Raw genomic sequence first — 16,417 nt, 5'->3', positions numbered from 1 at the left:
AAAATTCTACAAGCAAAGCAAGGTGGGAGTCGGGGCCCCAGCAAAGAGAATTTCACTAAGAAATTCTACAAGCAAAGCAAGCTGGGAGTGGACGACGAATTTAAAAGCATTCTGTCTCACTCCCATATTTTATAAATCTCGGGCTTTATAGCCAATCATATTAATCAAATCTTTAGGATGACTATAGGGTGGCGCATAGGCTACTTCAAATTCAGTTAATTCATCAACAGTAATGCCACTCATCATTGCCATTGAAATGACATCAATGCGTTTATCTACGCCTTCTTTTCCAATTGCGGCAGCACGCAATAGTTGACGACGCTCAGCGTCAAAATAAACACGCAAGTGGATATCTGTATTTCCAGGGTAATAACCAGCGTGTGTCCCAGAAGTAATTTCAACCATTTGAGTATCAAACTGAGATAATTCTTCAACTTTAACGCCCACACTTGCTAATGTGTAGTCGAAAAATTTAACAATATTAGTACCTAGAAATCCTTTGAAAGTAATATGATCGTTACCAGCAAGTTGTTCAGCAATGATACTGGCGCCACGATGTGCACCCCATGCTAAAGGAACTTGTGCAGGTAGATTGACATGGCGATAGAAAGAAGTGATGACGTCGCCCAATGCATAAATATTAGGGATATTCGTCTCAAATTTCTCATTAACTGGAATAAACCCTTTGTCATTTAATGCTATGTTTGATGACTCGATGAAGCTTGAATTTGGGTGTGTACCGACACCTTCAATAATTAAATCATAGTCTTCTTTGACACCTGATTTAAACGTTACTTGATGGTCATGAATGCTGATGATTTCTTCATTTAAACGATAAGGTATATGACGTGAATCAAGCTCGTCGAAGATAACTTGATTCATATCTTGGTCCATTAACTTGTTTACTTTTTCAGAACGGTGAATTAATGTAACCTCTAAACCTCTAGTATATAAGTTCTCTAAGACTTCTAATGAAATATAGCCTGCACCAACGACCAATGCTTTCTTAACTTGATGTTGCTCAATAAATTGATCAATTGCATCCGTATCTTCTATATTGCGTAAAGTGAAAATAAAATCATTATCAAAGCCTAATGAATTAGCACCTGCACCTGGACTTAAAATGAGTTTGTCATAACTAGTTTCAAATGTTTCTTTAGTTTCACGATTTAACACTGTGACGGTTTGAGATTTATCATTAATAGCAATCACTTCGTGATACGTTTTTACTGTAATATTTTTCTTCTCTTTAAACATATCTGGCGTAATCGGTAATACATCTTTTCGCTCATTTACAACATTGCCGAGATAGTAAGGCAGGCCACAATTAGCGAAACTCATGTCGCGGTCTTTTTCGAAAATGGTAATTTGACTGTCTTTATCTAAACGACGGATTTGGCTAGCGCAAGTTGCACCACCGGCAACAGCTCCGACTACAATAATCTTTCGCATCGTATATTCCTCCATAAACATATAGTAAAAAAGTGAGACATTAGAAAAATATACATTTGTCTCACTTTATAAATTGATTGTTAACCTTTGTAAGGTATATTTAATTTAAAGAAATCATTTAAATAACGACCGATACCGTCATCATTGTTTGAATAAGTAATATGGTTGGCAATATGTTTTAATTCATCAAGGCCATTGTCCATTGCAATGCCATATTTAGCATATTTGATCATTTCGATATCATTATCCTCGTCTCCGAAAGCGATAATGTGAGAAGATTCGATTCCTAGATAATCTTTGACTTGATCAATCCCACGTGCCTTGCTTATACCACGTTTAACAATTTCAATGACTGGGAACGGTGCACCCCAACGTCTGTGTTCAATATTCTCCGCATAGAAACGCGTAAGCATTTGCTTGATTCTAGGAATGTAAATTTCTTCGGCTTCTACAAGTAAAGATGTGGGCGCTTCGTCTAATTCTTCTAATAAATTACCTGTTTCTATTTTAGGGTTACCCATTGAGAAACCTTCAAATAATCTAGGATCGTGATTATTAATAAAGACATGATCGCGTACCTCAGCAATAATATTTGTAATTTTTGCTTTTTGAAGTGATTCAATCATATTTCTAGCTAAGTCTACATCTAAAACTTCATGGGTCGTTTTAAAATCATCTGATTTAGGATGATGCACATAAGCACCATTGAAGTTTACAATAGGTGTGTCCATATTTAACTCATGGTAATATATTTGGCTTGCACGATAAGGTCGACCAGTTGCAATCATAATTTGATGACCTTGTTTTTTTAAGGTTGTAAGTACTTTTTTAGTATACTCACCAATTTCTTTATTATCATTTAATAATGTTCCATCTAAATCTAAACAAATTAAATAAGGTTTCATATATTTCTCCTTAAGCTACATATCAATAGAATAAAGTTCACTATCATTTTATATCAAATGTCTGTGAAGGTGATACATTAAATCAACGCTATAGTGTCATTATAACGTCTTTAATGGTTTAGTGGTATCATAGCATTTTATTGGCGTTTTGTCGGATATTTGATATATTAGTGTAAAGATAAATAATGAGAGGTGATACTAATGGAAGAGGCATTAAAAGACAGTATCCTAGGTGCACTTGAAATGGTTATTGACCCTGAATTAGGTATTGATATCGTTAATTTAGGTTTAGTATATAAAGTGAATGTTGATGATGATGGTTTGTGTACAGTTGAAATGACACTAACTTCAATGGGTTGCCCACTTGGACCACAAATTATCGAACAAATTAAAACAGTATTAGCTGAAATTCCAGAAATACAAGATACAGAAGTTAATATTGTTTGGAATCCACCTTGGAATAAAGATATGATGTCAAGATACGCTAAAATTGCATTAGGCGTTGGCTAATTAATCGCTTAGAAACAATAGTACACGATGATGATGTACTATTGTTTTTTTATTTTAAATGATCTTAACTTTTTAACGAAATCGTTTCAAAGTCATACCTTCAGTGCGTATAGTGACAAAATGATGTTAATAAATGACATAATTGTAATATAAATTGAATTTGTTTAAGCGTTATACTACAATACATAAGAATTACAATATAAAATGATTTAAATTGTACTTGCATTTATGAAAATTTATAATAAATGCGCCAAATTATATAAAATAATATTATAGTTCAAGCTCAGACATCTAAGTATAAAACTCGATTTAATCATACACATTAAAATATTAAAGAATATTAAGCTAAATCATATTCACTCATGTTGTTGATCATCGGCTTTCGTTTTATCCTGATTTTCAGTGCTTTAGTAATTAATGAATTTATCAAAATTTATTATTTAATAGGGAAAGAATGTGAACAATGAAACAAGATTTTGAAAAAGGGAATCAACGTAAGACTAAAATGCGTTACATGCCTGGTTTAGATGGACTAAGAGCAATTGCTGTCTTAGGTATTATTATCTACCATTTAAACAGGAAATGGCTTACAGGGGGATTCATAGGTGTAGATACCTTCTTCGTTATTTCTGGATATTTAATTACAAGCTTGCTTTTAAAGGAATACGAAGAAAAGGGCATAATAAACCTGAAACAATTCTGGTTACGACGCGTAAAACGGTTACTTCCAGCAGTTGTTGCGTTATTAATTGTCGTTGGAATTGCTACATTAATATTTGAACCACAGGAAATTGTACGAGTTAAACATGACATTATAGCCGCATTATTCTATGTGTCGAACTGGTGGTATATTGCCAAAGATGTTAACTACTTCGAGCAATTTTCATTTATGCCATTAAAACACTTATGGTCACTTGCAATAGAAGAACAGTTCTATTTGTTCTTCCCGTTCGTGTTAGTTATTTTACTCTTAACGATTAAAAAATATCGCAACGTCACTTTGATATTATGGATTATTTCTCTAGCATCTTTATTAGCGATGGTCGTTATTTCTCAACCCAACGTTGGATATTCTAGAGTTTATTTTGGGACAGATACACGCTTACAAACATTATTATTAGGTGTAATATTAGCATTTTTATGGCCACCGTTTAAATTGAAAGCACATCCGCCAAAGGTGTTGCAACGTTCAATTGATGGAATCGGTATAATAGGACTTCTCCTACTGATATACTTATTCTTCACAGTAAAAGATACGAGTTCATGGATTTATAATGGTGGATTTTATCTTATATCAGGTATGACGTTATTCGTTATTGCTAGTGTAGTTCATCCATCTAGCATTTTAGCTAAAGCATTAGGTAATCGCGTATTCGTTTATATTGGTAAACGCTCATACAGTTTATACCTATGGCATTTTCCTGTTATAAGCTTTATACACATCCACTTTGTTGATGGACAGCTTCCAATCTATGTGTATGCTATCGATATCGTACTTACAGTATTATTTGCTGAATTATCATATCGATATGTAGAGACACCGTTTAGACGTGAAGGTTTCAAGGCATTTTCATTCAATCATCTAAAAAGACCTAAATTCATCAGAACGATCATATCAATAATAGCGTTAATACCAATAGTATTAATGTTTATTGGGGTCTTTGACCGTTTTGGAAAAGATGACATTGAAAATAAAGCAAATTCATTTAATACGAATGAGCAAGATAAATATTTAATCAGAATGATGCCTGGTGAAAATATAAAAATCGATGGTTCAAATAGCAATAGTAAAAGTAAAAAACAGGTGTATACCGATATAAGTCCATTACTCATTGGAGACTCAGTAATGGTAGATATTGGTGAGACATTTAAATCTCAAGTGCCTAAAGCAACGATTGATGGTAAAGTAGGTCGCCATTTACAAGAGGCGCTCTCAATTGCAGGCAATTATTCTAACTATAATAAACCTTCAGATAAAGTTGTTTTAGAACTAGGTACTAACGGTGATTTTACAGAGGAAGAATTAAATCAATTAATCAGTAAGTTTGGTAAAGCACAAATTTATTTAGTAAATACACGTGTACCTCGTGATTGGCAAGATAACGTTAATAAACAGCTTGCTAATGCTGCTAAAAAGCATAAAAATGTAACCTTAGTAGATTGGTACCAACGCTCTGCAGGACATCCTGAATACTTCGCACCAGATGGCGTTCACCTTGAAAATAGTGGTGTAAAAGCATTATCTGATGAAATAATTAAAGCGATGAAGAAAAATTCGAACAATAAATAAGATATGCTAAGCGTTTGAAACAAAAATAAACAGTTGAGCTATGTAGCTCATGCGTTGTAGCTGACTGAATTGAGAATGCACTTCTTTAATTAACTCAATACTAGTCATTCACGTGAGGCTGAGACGATGAATTCGATAAGAATTCCGTTTCAGTCTCTTATTTAATTTGACGATTATTTGATGTTTATACTTGAAGGAACTGTGATAAAACATAGCATAAAAGCGCTTTATTAAGCGCGTCAAACATGCATGTACAAGCTATTTTAGAAAAATAAAAAAGTTGAGTATAACTGTTGATTAATCATTTAAGAGGGTCTATAATGTAATTAAGGTCAAAGAAAGTCAAAGTCAAAAAAGAAGAAGTACTTGGCCTTGCTCTTATCAAATCAATAGGGGTGAAAAATTTGGATATTAATCAAATGACATATGCAATTCAAGGTGCATTACAAAAAGCCATTGAATTGAGTAAAGAAAACGAATTACAAAACATTGAAATCGAAGCAATTTTAAAAGGAACTTTAGAAGAAACTGATAGTTTATTTAAAAGTATATTAGAACGCGCAAATATTGATACAGATAAATTAAATCAAGCATATAACGAAAAATTAAAAAAATATCCCTCAGTACAAGGAGATAATATTCAATACGGACAATATATTGGTTCAAAAGCGAATGAATTATTAAATAAAGCTGAATCATACATGAAAGAATACGAAGATGACTATATCTCAATGGAACACGTCCTACGTGCTGCGATGGATATCGATGACACAACAAAACAGATTGTTGGAAATAAAGAAGAAGTTGTAAAAGAAATTATAACTAAAGTTAGAGGGGGAAATCATGTGACTTCACAAAATCCAGAAGTAAATTATGAAGCTTTAGAGAAATATGGTCGTGACTTAGTTGAAGAGGTACGCCAAGGTAAAATGGACCCTGTTATTGGTAGAGATGAAGAAATTCGTAATACCATTCGAATTTTAAGTCGTAAAACGAAAAATAACCCAGTCTTAATTGGTGAACCAGGTGTAGGTAAAACAGCGATTGTTGAAGGCTTGGCACAACGTATTGTACGTAAAGACGTACCTGAATCATTATTAGATAAAACAATTTTCGAATTAGACTTAAGTGCCTTAGTTGCGGGTGCGAAATTTAGAGGTGAATTCGAAGAACGTCTTAAAGCAGTGCTTAAAGAAGTGAAAGAGTCTGATGGACGAATCATCTTATTCATCGACGAAATTCACATGTTAGTTGGCGCAGGTAAAACAGACGGCGCAATGGATGCCGGCAATATGTTGAAACCGATGTTAGCACGTGGTGAGTTACATTGTATCGGTGCTACTACTTTAAATGAATACAGAGAATATATTGAAAAAGACTCTGCATTAGAACGTCGTTTCCAAAAAGTAGGCGTAAGTGAACCAGACGTAGAAGACACAATTTCAATCTTACGTGGTTTGAAAGAACGTTACGAAGTATATCACGGTGTACGCATTCAAGACCGTGCTTTAGTAGCAGCAGCTGAATTATCAGATCGCTACATTACTGATAGATTCTTACCTGACAAAGCCATCGACTTAGTCGACCAAGCTTGTGCCACAATTCGTACTGAAATGGGTTCAAACCCAACTGAATTAGATCAAGTGAACCGTCGTGTCATGCAATTAGAAATTGAAGAAAGTGCATTAAAAAATGAATCTGATAATGCTAGTAAACATCGTTTAGAAGAACTACAAGAAGAACTTTCAAATGAAAAAGAAAAACAAGCATCATTACAATCTCGTGTTGAACAAGAAAAAGAAAAAATCGCAAAAGTACAAGAAAAACGTGCTGAATTAGACCGTAGTCGTCAAGCTTTAGAAGATGCACAAACTAAAGGCGATCTTGAAAAAGCAGCTGAATTACAATATGGTACCATTCCTCAATTAGAAAAAGAGTTAAAAGCATTTGAAGAAGCATACCAAGATGAACAAGGTGATAGTGAACGCATGATTCGTGAAGTCGTTTCTGACGAAGAAATTGGCGACATTGTGAGTCAATGGACTGGTATTCCAGTTTCTAAATTAGTTGAAACAGAAAGAGAAAAATTATTAAGTTTAAGTGATATTTTACACGAACGTGTGGTAGGTCAAGATAAAGCGGTAGACTTGGTATCTGATGCTGTTGTAAGAGCACGTGCAGGTATTAAAGACCCTAATAGACCAATTGGTAGTTTCTTATTCTTAGGACCAACTGGTGTAGGTAAAACTGAATTGGCTAAATCATTAGCTGCATCATTATTCGATTCTGAAAAACATATGATTCGAATTGATATGAGTGAGTATATGGAGAAACACTCTGTTTCTAGATTAATTGGTGCTCCTCCAGGCTATGTTGGTCATGATGAAGGTGGTCAATTAACTGAAGCGGTTAGACGTAACCCATACTCAGTAATCTTGCTTGATGAAGTTGAAAAAGCACATAGTGATGTATTCAACGTGTTACTTCAAATCTTAGATGAAGGTCGTTTAACTGATTCTAAGGGACGTAGTGTTGACTTTAAAAACACAATTATCATTATGACTAGTAACATCGGTTCTCAAGTATTACTTGAGAATGTCAAAGATACAGGTGAAATTACTGAAGACACTGAAAAAGCTGTAATGGATAGCTTACATGCTTTCTTTAAACCTGAAATCTTAAACCGTATGGATGATATTGTATTATTCAAACCATTATCTGTTAACGATATGAGTATGATTGTTGATAAAATTTTAACTCAATTAAATATTCGTTTAATGGATCAACGACTTTCTATTGAAGTTTCTGATGACGCGAAAAAATGGTTGGGTGAAGAAGCTTATGAACCACAATTTGGTGCAAGACCATTGAAACGTTTTGTACAACGTCAAATTGAAACACCATTAGCACGTATGATGATTAAAGAAAGTATGCCAGAGGGTACTTTAATTAAAGTAGATTTAGATGGCAACGATGCGTTAACTTTCGATGTGCAAAAGCCTAAAAATGAATAATGAATGATTATGGGAAACCTAGAGAGTGTGATGCGCACTTTCTAGGTTTTTTTGTGAAGTTTAGTGTGTTTCTAGATAGTGTTGGGTTCGCTTGCCCTAGGCATGGCTTAAGCCAATGGTTAGTAAGGATAAGCAATTCATCACTTTAGAAGCCTTTTTCAAAGTCTTGTAGATTGTGATGAATTGCTTTTTAATTGTAGTTTTGTCTTAAGCTGATGCTATTCCTAGAGGCGTCTCACCCACACTATTTGAGAAACAATATGTAAGATAACAAAACATATGCTTAAGTAAGTACATTTTATATATAATATTAAGCAAAAAGAAAAGGGCAATCTAAAATGAATTCCGCAAAAGTGTTTAAAAATGGTAATAGTCAAGCAATTACTTTAAATAAACATATTTTAAAGCAAGCTGATTTGGAGATTGGTGATGATTTAGATGTATATGTCACTAATGATGGAAAGGTTGTATTTTCTAAAAAGGAACTATCAATAAAAGAACAAATTCATAATTATTATAAAAATGGAGGTATATATATTGAAGATGAAATAGATTATGGACAAGATGTAGGTAAAGAAAAGTGGTAAGTCAGTTTGAATAATAAAGATTGATTTTAACCCTGTAAATGGAATTGGAAAAGGTAAGGTATAGGACCTGTTTAAGTATAAGTAATATTTAAATTAATCATTATACTGGGATAATTTGGGTAATGACTATTACAAGTAGAAAGCAACGTTACTTTTCGGACATAGTGGTGAAAACCAGATTAGCATTATTGATGGGGGCTGAAGGGCATCCAGAAGTAGTTTAGGTGCTTTATTATCAAATTAAAAAAGCGATAAATGAAACAGTGTACTTGTTTCACTTATCGCATTTGTTTCTTTAATAAACATGCTATGTTATTAAATATGTCTGTTACCTTGGCGGGTAAAGTCATCTGGTTTTATCATTGCACCTAAAATAGCAATAACAATTGTAAAGACAACTGCTAGAATTAATGGCGTAATAAAGTTTAATGATCCACCGCCATTTAAACTATTCAATACAAAGTTAACCATTTGTAATAGGATGACTGCCCAAATAAAAGTTACGAGGTATTTCATACCGATGACCTCCATAATTTATATACTTCCATTTTAATGTAAAGTAGTCGTTTTGTATAGAGATAGTAAATAACTGATTATACTTTGTACTTTTTTATTTATTAGAAAATCATCATCTTGAAAGGGTAACTACTTGAGTAGAGATAAAAAAGTGTGTTAAATTAATACCTGGTATTAAAAATTGAAGTAAGAAGGTGTACGTTCATGAACGTAGGTATAAAAGGATTTGGTGCATATGCACCAGAGAGAGTCGTTGATAACGCTTATTTCGAAAGTTTTTTAGAAACTTCAGATGAATGGATTTCTAAAATGACTGGTATTAAAGAAAGACGTTGGGCAAGTGAAGAGCAAGATACATCTGATTTAGCATTTGAAGCTAGTAAAAAAGCGATTGAAGATGCAGGACTCACACCAGCTGATATAGATATGATTATTGTGGCAAGTGCTACTGGAGATATGCCATTTCCATCAGTTGCCAATATGTTACAAGAAAAATTAGGTACGCGTAAAGTACCTACTATGGATCAATTAGCAGCTTGTTCTGGATTCATGTATTCAATGATAACGGCAAAACAATATGTTCAATCAGGCGACTATAAAAATATACTTGTAGTCGGTGCAGATAAATTATCTAAGATAACAGATTTAACAGACCGTTCAACAGCCGTTTTATTCGGTGATGGTGCTGGTGCAGTAGTTATTGGTGAGGTTTCAGAAGGCCGAGGTATCATTAGCTATGAAATGGGGTCTGACGGTACCGGTGGAAAATACTTATACTTAAATAAAGATACTGGTAAACTAGTTATGAACGGACGAGAAGTCTTTAAGTTTGCTGTAAGAATTATGGGTGAAGCGTCAACGCGTGTTGTTGACAAGGCAGGACTAAAATCTGATGATATTGATATGTTTATTCCTCACCAAGCAAACATTAGAATTATGGAATCAGCACGAGAAAGACTTGGTATAGAGAGAGAAAAGATGAGTGTATCTGTTAATCGCTTTGGTAACACATCTGCTGCCTCAATACCATTAAGTATTTCACAAGAATTAGAGAATGGAAGAATTAAAGATGATGACACACTCGTGTTAGTAGGTTTTGGTGGTGGCCTAACATGGGGCGCTATGGTTATCAAATGGGGTAAATAGGAGGATTTAATGTATGACTGAGAATAAACGAGTTGTAATTACTGGTATGGGTGCATTATCACCTATTGGCAATGACGCCCAAACAAGTTGGGAAAATGCCTTAAAAGGTGTTAATGGTATCGATACAATTACTAGAGTAGATACAGAAGATTATAATGTTCATTTAGCAGGTGAACTTAAAGATTTTAATATTGAAGATCATATCGAAAAGAAAGACGCACGCCGTATGGACCGTTTCACTCAATATGCGGTAGTTGCAGCACGTCAAGCAGTTGAAGATGCTAAGCTAGATATCAATGAAGAAACTGCTAATCGCATTGGTGTATGGATTGGTTCAGGCATTGGTGGTATGGAAACGTTTGAAACAGCGCATACGACGCTTCAAAAGAAAGGGCCTAGACGTGTAAGTCCATTCTTCGTACCAATGTTAATTCCTGATATGGCAACTGGTCAGGTATCGATTGATTTAGGTGCAAAAGGACCAAATGGTTCTACAGTTACAGCATGTGCAACAGGCACTAACTCTATTGGTGAAGCTTTTAAAATCATTCAACGTGGCGATGCAGATGCGATGATTACAGGTGGTACAGAAGCGCCGATTACGCATATGGCACTTGCAGGATTCAGTGCTAGTAGAGCATTATCTACGAATGATGATAAAGAAACAGCTTGTCGTCCATTCCAAGAAGGCCGCGATGGTTTCGTAATGGGTGAAGGTGCCGGAATTTTAGTGCTTGAATCATTAGAATCTGCACAAGCGCGTGGTGCTCAAATCTATGCTGAAATTGTTGGTTATGGTTCAACAGGTGATGCTTATCACATTACAGCTCCAGCACCTGAAGGCGAAGGTGGCTCACGCGCAATGCAAGCAGCACTTGATGATGCGGGTATTGAAGCAAAAGATGTTCAGTATCTAAATGCACATGGTACGAGTACGCCTGTTGGTGATATGTATGAAATTAGAGCAATCAAGAATACATTTGGTGAAGCCGCTAATCATTTAAAAGTTAGCTCAACTAAATCAATGACTGGTCACTTATTAGGTGCTACAGGTGGTTTAGAGGCTATCTTCTCAGCATTATCAATTCGTGATTCTAAAGTTGCACCAACGATTCATGCTAATACACCAGATCCTGAATGTGATCTTGATATTGTTCCAAATGAAGCGCAAGATTTAGAAATTACTTATGCAATGAGTAATAGCCTTGGCTTTGGTGGTCACAACGCAGTATTAGTATTTAAAAAATTTGAAGATTAATAACATAAAATAGCGAGACTGGGACGACGAATTTTAAAAGAATTCTGTCCCACCCTCGCTATTTTTTTGCCTTTTTATCAATAAAAAATGGAAATGATGATTGTTAATACAAAGTATAAGCTATTGATGATTAGCGCAGGAAAAATCCATGATGATATAAAATAAACCTCTTTTTTGACTTGTGAAGGATTAAAAAACGCATCATGTTCCATTGTCTTTTTCTTTGCACGTGGAGACATTTGATAACGAATACGTCGAAAACCATAACTTGTAGCATCGAAAATGCCTTCTTGAACTAATAAAATAATGAAAACGAGTATAAAGACTATAAGTGATAGATAAAATAATGTATTTATGTATGAAATAAAGGAATGGTTAGAAAAGATTAACCAAATTATCAATGTAATCATAGGAGTACTTAACAACCAGAGCCCCCAACTTTTTTTATGTTTCATTTGTATACCCCCTGATGAAGTTAATACTAGTTTAACGTATTCGTATAAAGAATAATATCTTAAATCTAAAACATAAGATTATAATATCAAAACAGTAAAAAGAACATTTATTTTACAATTCAATTTTTAAATATTGTGAAAATTATATTGCAATTGTATGAAAATTGTATATATAATATTACTAAATATTTCTGAAAATTTTGAAGGGAATGTTAATTTTGAAAATTTAAAAGGGGGCGGAGTAATGACGCGATATGTTTTAAAACGATTGGGGTACATGTTTTTGTCGCTGTTTATTATTATTACGATTACATTTTTCTTAATGAAAATGATGCCAGGTTCACCGTTTAATGATGCAAAATTAAGTGCTGAACAAAAGGCTATTCTTAATGAAAAATATGGATTAAATGATCCGGTTGCCGTTCAATATCTTCATTATTTAAAGAACGTTGTAACAGGGGACTTTGGTTATTCATTCCAGTATCATAATCAACCGGTATGGGAGTTAATTAGACCGAGATTGATTCCATCAATGGAAATGGGTATTATCGCTATGATTATAGGTATAATTTTAGGTCTAATCCTTGGTATTGCAGCTGCAACTAAGCAAAATACATGGGTAGACTATACAACTACTGTGATTTCAGTTATCGCTGTATCCGTACCATCGTTCGTTTTAGCCGTACTTCTTCAATATGTTTTTGCAGTGAGATTAAGATGGTTCCCTGTTGCTGGTTGGGAAGGAATTGCTACAGCTGTATTACCTTCACTTGCACTATCTGCAGGGGTTATGGCAACAGTAGCAAGATACATACGAGCTGAAATGATAGAAGTTTTAAGTTCGGATTACATATTATTAGCAAGAGCAAAAGGGAATTCTTCTTTGCGTGTGCTATTTGGGCATGCATTAAGAAATGCACTCATACCAATTATTACCATCATAGTACCGATGTTAGCAGGAATTCTAACAGGTACGTTAACCATTGAAAATATATTTGGTGTTCCGGGATTAGGGGACCAATTCGTAAGATCGATTACGACAAATGACTTCTCAGTTATTATGGCTACAACGATTTTATTCAGTACTTTATTTATTGTTTCAATCTTTATCGTAGATATTTTATACGGAATCATTGACCCAAGAATTCGTGTACAAGGAGGTAAAAAGTAATGGCAAATGATAAATTTGAAAAGCCATTTGATGATCATTCAAATGCGGCTATGACACATACCTCTGAAGGCATTGCAGCTTCTGATTTCGTAATGAGAGAGCTTGATTTAAATAGAGAACCAGAAATGCAAAGAGAAAGTAAAAACTTCTGGCAAGATGCCTGGACCCAATTAAAAAGAAATAAATTGGCTATTGTAGGATTAATCGGATTGGTTTTAATTGTTATTATGGCTTTTATTGGTCCTTTATTAAGTGATCATGATTATGCCGAACAAGATGTCTCAAGACGAAATTTACCTGCTAAGATTCCAGTATTAGATAAGGTACCTTTCCTTCCATTTGACGGAACAGGCGCAGATGGAACAAACGCATATAAAGATGCAGACGTTAAAGAAAATTTCTGGTTTGGTACTGATCAATTAGGTAGAGATTTATGGACACGTACATGGACAGGTGCTCAAATTTCATTATTTATCGGTGTAGTAGCTGCAGTACTGGACATTTTTATTGGTGTTGTATATGGTGCAATATCCGGTTTCTTCGGAGGACGGGTAGATAATATCATGCAACGTATTCTAGAAATTATTGCATCTATTCCTAACTTAATTGTCGTAATTTTATTTGTACTCATATTTGAACCGTCTATATGGACAATTATCTTAGCCATGTCGATTACCGGATGGTTAGGAATGAGTAGGGTAGTTCGTGGGGAATTCTTAAAGTTAAAAAATCAAGAATTTGTGATGGCATCAAGAACATTAGGTGCATCAAAATTCAACTTAATTTTTAAACATATTTTACCAAATACGTTAGGCGCAATTGTTGTAACTTCAATGTTCACAGTGCCAAGTGCCATATTCTTTGAAGCATTCTTAAGCTTCATTGGGATCGGTGTACCAGCACCACAAACATCACTTGGTTCATTAGTTAATGATGGACGTGCTATGTTATTAATTCATCCACATGAATTATTTATTCCTGCAACAGTATTAAGTTTGCTCATCTTATTCTTTTACTTATTTAGCGATGGTTTACGCGATGCATTTGACCCTAAGATGCGTAAATAAAAAAGGAGGCAAAGGTTATGTCAGAAAGAGTTTTAGAAGTAAACGACTTGCATGTTTCCTTTGACATTACGGCAGGGGAAGTGCAGGCAGTTAGAGGCGTAGATTTTTATTTGAACAAAGGAGAAACGTTAGCAATAGTAGGCGAGTCTGGTTCGGGTAAATCCGTAACGACAAAAGCAATCACTAAATTATTCCAAGGGGATGTTGGAAGAATAAAAAAAGGGAAAATTGATTTCTTGGGCGAAGATTTGGCCGTCAAATCTGAAAATGAGCTTATTAAATTACGTGGTAAAGACATTTCAATGATATTCCAAGATCCAATGACATCGCTTAATCCAACGATGCAAATTGGTAAGCAAGTTATGGAACCACTTATCAAGCATAAAAATTATAATAAGGCGGACGCTAAAAAACGTGCGCTAGAAATATTGAATTTAGTAGGATTACCTAATGCAGAAAAACGTTTCAAAGCGTATCCACATCAATTCTCTGGTGGGCAAAGACAAAGGATTGTTATCGCAACAGCTTTGGCTTGTGAACCGAAAATATTAATCGCTGATGAACCAACAACTGCCTTAGACGTTACTATGCAAGCACAGATATTAGACTTAATGAAAGAATTGCAACAAAAAATTGATACTTCAATTATATTCATAACACATGATTTAGGTGTTGTAGCAAATATTGCAGATAGGGTTGCTGTCATGTATGGCGGACAAATGGTGGAAACGGGGGATGTAGATGAAATCTTCTATGATCCAAAGCATCCATATACTTGGGGATTACTATCATCTATGCCTGATTTAACTACGAGCAATGATACAGAATTAATTGCAATTCCAGGGACACCTCCTGATTTACTACATCCACCTAAAGGGGATGCATTTGCTCGACGAAGTCAATACGCTTTAGATATTGATTTCAAACAAGAACCACCATGGTTTAAAGTATCACCAACTCATTTTGTTAAATCTTGGTTATTAGATGAAAGAGCGCCTAAAGTAGCACCACCAGAAATGGTGATGAAGAGACAGCGCCAAATGCCTAATAATTACGACAAACCACGTCAAGTAGAAAGGGTGTCGTTCGATGGATAAGAATAATGAAATATTATTAGAAATTAAAAATTTAAAACAATATTTTAATGAAGGTAAACGAAATGAAGTAAGAGCCATAGAGGACATCTCTTTTGACATTTATAAAGGAGAAACACTAGGGTTAGTTGGAGAGTCAGGATGTGGTAAATCAACAACAGGAAAGGCAATTATTAAATTAAATGACATCACTAGTGGAGAAATTTTATATGAAGGTCAAGATATTCAGAAAATTTCTAAACGTAAAGATTTATTGAAATTCAATAAAAAAATTCAAATGATATTTCAAGATCCATACGCATCTCTTAATCCTAGGTTAAAGGTAATGGATATCGTTGCTGAAGGCATTGATATTCATAAATTAGCTAGTGGTAAAAAAGATCGTAAACGACGTGTATATGATTTGCTTGAAACAGTAGGTTTAAGTAAGGAGCACGCAAACAGGTATCCTCATGAATTCTCAGGTGGACAAAGACAGCGTATTGGTATTGCACGTGCGTTGGCCGTTGAACCAGAATTTATCATTGCGGATGAACCAATTTCAGCGCTAGATGTATCGATTCAAGCGCAAGTTGTTAACTTAATGTTGAAACTACAACGAGAACGAGGTATTACTTTCTTATTTATTGCACATGACTTATCTATGGTTAAATATATTTCAGATCGTATCGCAGTGATGCATTTTGGGAAAATTGTAGAGTTGGGTTCTGCCGATGAAATATACTATCATCCATTACATGAATACACTAAATCATTGTTATCAGCGATTCCACAACCCGACCCAGATAGTGAAAGAACACGTAAACGTGTAGCATACAAAGATGATGAATCTAAAAATAGTGAGCGAAGCCTTCAAGAAATTAGACCTGGCCATTTTGTCTTTGTTACTGATGAAGAAGCGGCTCAATTAAAAGAACAGCATCTAACGCAAAGCGTTTAATACTGGGGAAGG

General features: G+C 34.5%; 14 protein-coding genes. 10 read left to right on the top strand and 4 right to left on the bottom strand.

Annotated features, from left to right (window positions below; genetic code table 11):
* Nucleotides 1-129: 129 nt before the first annotated feature.
* Both KA878_RS06930 and KA878_RS06925 read right to left on the bottom strand, forming a co-directional pair.
* Nucleotides 130-1,452, bottom strand: coding sequence for a CoA-disulfide reductase (locus KA878_RS06930; protein ID WP_193839570.1), 1,323 nt, complete (start codon nt 1,450-1,452; stop codon nt 130-132).
* Nucleotides 1,453-1,532: 80 nt separating this feature from the next.
* The gene (locus tag KA878_RS06925; RefSeq protein ID WP_053029747.1) at nt 1,533-2,357 is read right to left on the bottom strand and encodes a Cof-type HAD-IIB family hydrolase; all 825 of its coding nucleotides are present in this window, start codon (nt 2,355-2,357) and stop codon (nt 1,533-1,535) included.
* A gap of 201 nt (nt 2,358-2,558) precedes the next feature.
* Between KA878_RS06925 and KA878_RS06920 the strand changes: the two genes are divergently transcribed.
* The 4 genes from KA878_RS06920 (at nt 2,559) to KA878_RS06905 (ending at nt 8,758) form a co-directional block, all read left to right on the top strand.
* Entirely contained in the window at nt 2,559-2,867 is a 309-nt protein-coding gene (locus tag KA878_RS06920; RefSeq protein ID WP_011276244.1) for a metal-sulfur cluster assembly factor, read from the top strand.
* Nucleotides 2,868-3,330: 463 nt separating this feature from the next.
* Nucleotides 3,331-5,157, top strand: a complete 1,827-nt coding sequence (locus KA878_RS06915) for an acyltransferase family protein (protein WP_193839569.1) — start codon at nt 3,331-3,333, stop codon at nt 5,155-5,157.
* 404 nt (nt 5,158-5,561) lie between these two features.
* Nucleotides 5,562-8,171, top strand: coding sequence for an ATP-dependent chaperone ClpB (gene clpB, locus KA878_RS06910; protein ID WP_193839568.1), 2,610 nt, complete (start codon nt 5,562-5,564; stop codon nt 8,169-8,171).
* A gap of 338 nt (nt 8,172-8,509) precedes the next feature.
* Complete coding sequence (locus tag KA878_RS06905; protein WP_193839567.1) at nt 8,510-8,758, top strand: AbrB/MazE/SpoVT family DNA-binding domain-containing protein; 249 nt, start codon at nt 8,510-8,512, stop codon at nt 8,756-8,758.
* A gap of 315 nt (nt 8,759-9,073) precedes the next feature.
* Here KA878_RS06905 and KA878_RS06900 read toward each other — a convergent pair whose 3' ends face one another.
* On the bottom strand, nt 9,074-9,274 hold the full coding sequence (locus KA878_RS06900) for a YjzD family protein (protein ID WP_053029740.1): 201 nt from the start codon (nt 9,272-9,274) through the stop codon (nt 9,074-9,076).
* Nucleotides 9,275-9,478: 204 nt separating this feature from the next.
* On the opposite strand from KA878_RS06900, the gene KA878_RS06895 reads away from it, so the two are divergent.
* Both KA878_RS06895 and fabF read left to right on the top strand, forming a co-directional pair.
* Nucleotides 9,479-10,420: a beta-ketoacyl-ACP synthase III gene (locus KA878_RS06895; protein WP_053029738.1), complete on the top strand. Its 942-nt coding sequence runs from the start codon at nt 9,479-9,481 to the stop codon at nt 10,418-10,420.
* Between the two features lie 13 nt (nt 10,421-10,433).
* Entirely contained in the window at nt 10,434-11,678 is a 1,245-nt protein-coding gene (gene fabF, locus KA878_RS06890; protein ID WP_075109203.1) for a beta-ketoacyl-ACP synthase II, read from the top strand.
* 77 nt (nt 11,679-11,755) lie between these two features.
* Here the strand turns inward: fabF and KA878_RS06885 are convergent, their stop codons facing one another.
* A complete protein-coding gene (locus KA878_RS06885; protein ID WP_193839566.1) occupies nt 11,756-12,133 on the bottom strand; it encodes a DUF3899 domain-containing protein in 378 nt (125 codons plus the stop codon).
* A gap of 244 nt (nt 12,134-12,377) precedes the next feature.
* Between KA878_RS06885 and opp3b the strand changes: the two genes are divergently transcribed.
* Genes opp3b through KA878_RS06865 form a run of 4 tightly spaced genes read left to right on the top strand, consistent with a single transcriptional unit; the run spans nt 12,378 to nt 16,405 of the window.
* Entirely contained in the window at nt 12,378-13,304 is a 927-nt protein-coding gene (gene opp3b, locus KA878_RS06880; protein ID WP_053029731.1) for an oligopeptide ABC transporter permease, read from the top strand.
* The gene (opp3C, locus tag KA878_RS06875) at nt 13,304-14,371 is read left to right on the top strand and encodes an oligopeptide ABC transporter permease (RefSeq protein WP_193839565.1); all 1,068 of its coding nucleotides are present in this window, start codon (nt 13,304-13,306) and stop codon (nt 14,369-14,371) included. The genes opp3b and opp3C overlap by 1 nt, the downstream gene beginning before the upstream one ends.
* Nucleotides 14,372-14,388: 17 nt before the next feature.
* On the top strand, nt 14,389-15,468 hold the full coding sequence (locus KA878_RS06870; protein ID WP_053029729.1) for an ABC transporter ATP-binding protein: 1,080 nt from the start codon (nt 14,389-14,391) through the stop codon (nt 15,466-15,468).
* On the top strand, nt 15,461-16,405 hold the full coding sequence (locus KA878_RS06865; protein WP_053029727.1) for an ABC transporter ATP-binding protein: 945 nt from the start codon (nt 15,461-15,463) through the stop codon (nt 16,403-16,405). The genes KA878_RS06870 and KA878_RS06865 overlap by 8 nt, the downstream gene beginning before the upstream one ends.
* The last annotated feature ends 12 nt before the right edge of the window (nt 16,406-16,417 follow it).

The organism is Staphylococcus sp. GDY8P57P (assembly GCF_017892585.1).
Classification (GTDB): Bacteria; Bacillota; Bacilli; order Staphylococcales; family Staphylococcaceae; genus Staphylococcus; species Staphylococcus borealis.
The sequence above is the reverse complement of the archived record's forward strand: the minus strand, read 5'-3'. Positions and strand labels throughout refer to the sequence as shown.

Bases quoted from the DNA above. Each gene is read 5' to 3' on its own strand.
- KA878_RS06930 (WP_193839570.1), bottom strand. From the start codon at position 1,452: ATGCGAAAGATTATTGTAGTCGGAGCTGTTGCCGGTGGTGCAACTTGC.
- KA878_RS06925 (WP_053029747.1), bottom strand. From the start codon at position 2,357: ATGAAACCTTATTTAATTTGTTTAGATTTAGATGGAACATTATTAAAT.
- KA878_RS06920 (WP_011276244.1), top strand. From the start codon at position 2,559: ATGGAAGAGGCATTAAAAGACAGTATCCTAGGTGCACTTGAAATGGTT.
- KA878_RS06915 (WP_193839569.1), top strand. From the start codon at position 3,331: ATGAAACAAGATTTTGAAAAAGGGAATCAACGTAAGACTAAAATGCGT.
- KA878_RS06905 (WP_193839567.1), top strand. From the start codon at position 8,510: ATGAATTCCGCAAAAGTGTTTAAAAATGGTAATAGTCAAGCAATTACT.
- KA878_RS06900 (WP_053029740.1), bottom strand. From the start codon at position 9,274: ATGAAATACCTCGTAACTTTTATTTGGGCAGTCATCCTATTACAAATG.
- KA878_RS06895 (WP_053029738.1), top strand. From the start codon at position 9,479: ATGAACGTAGGTATAAAAGGATTTGGTGCATATGCACCAGAGAGAGTC.
- fabF (WP_075109203.1), top strand. From the start codon at position 10,434: ATGACTGAGAATAAACGAGTTGTAATTACTGGTATGGGTGCATTATCA.
- KA878_RS06885 (WP_193839566.1), bottom strand. From the start codon at position 12,133: ATGAAACATAAAAAAAGTTGGGGGCTCTGGTTGTTAAGTACTCCTATG.
- opp3b (WP_053029731.1), top strand. From the start codon at position 12,378: ATGACGCGATATGTTTTAAAACGATTGGGGTACATGTTTTTGTCGCTG.
- opp3C (WP_193839565.1), top strand. From the start codon at position 13,304: ATGGCAAATGATAAATTTGAAAAGCCATTTGATGATCATTCAAATGCG.
- KA878_RS06870 (WP_053029729.1), top strand. From the start codon at position 14,389: ATGTCAGAAAGAGTTTTAGAAGTAAACGACTTGCATGTTTCCTTTGAC.
- KA878_RS06865 (WP_053029727.1), top strand. From the start codon at position 15,461: ATGGATAAGAATAATGAAATATTATTAGAAATTAAAAATTTAAAACAA.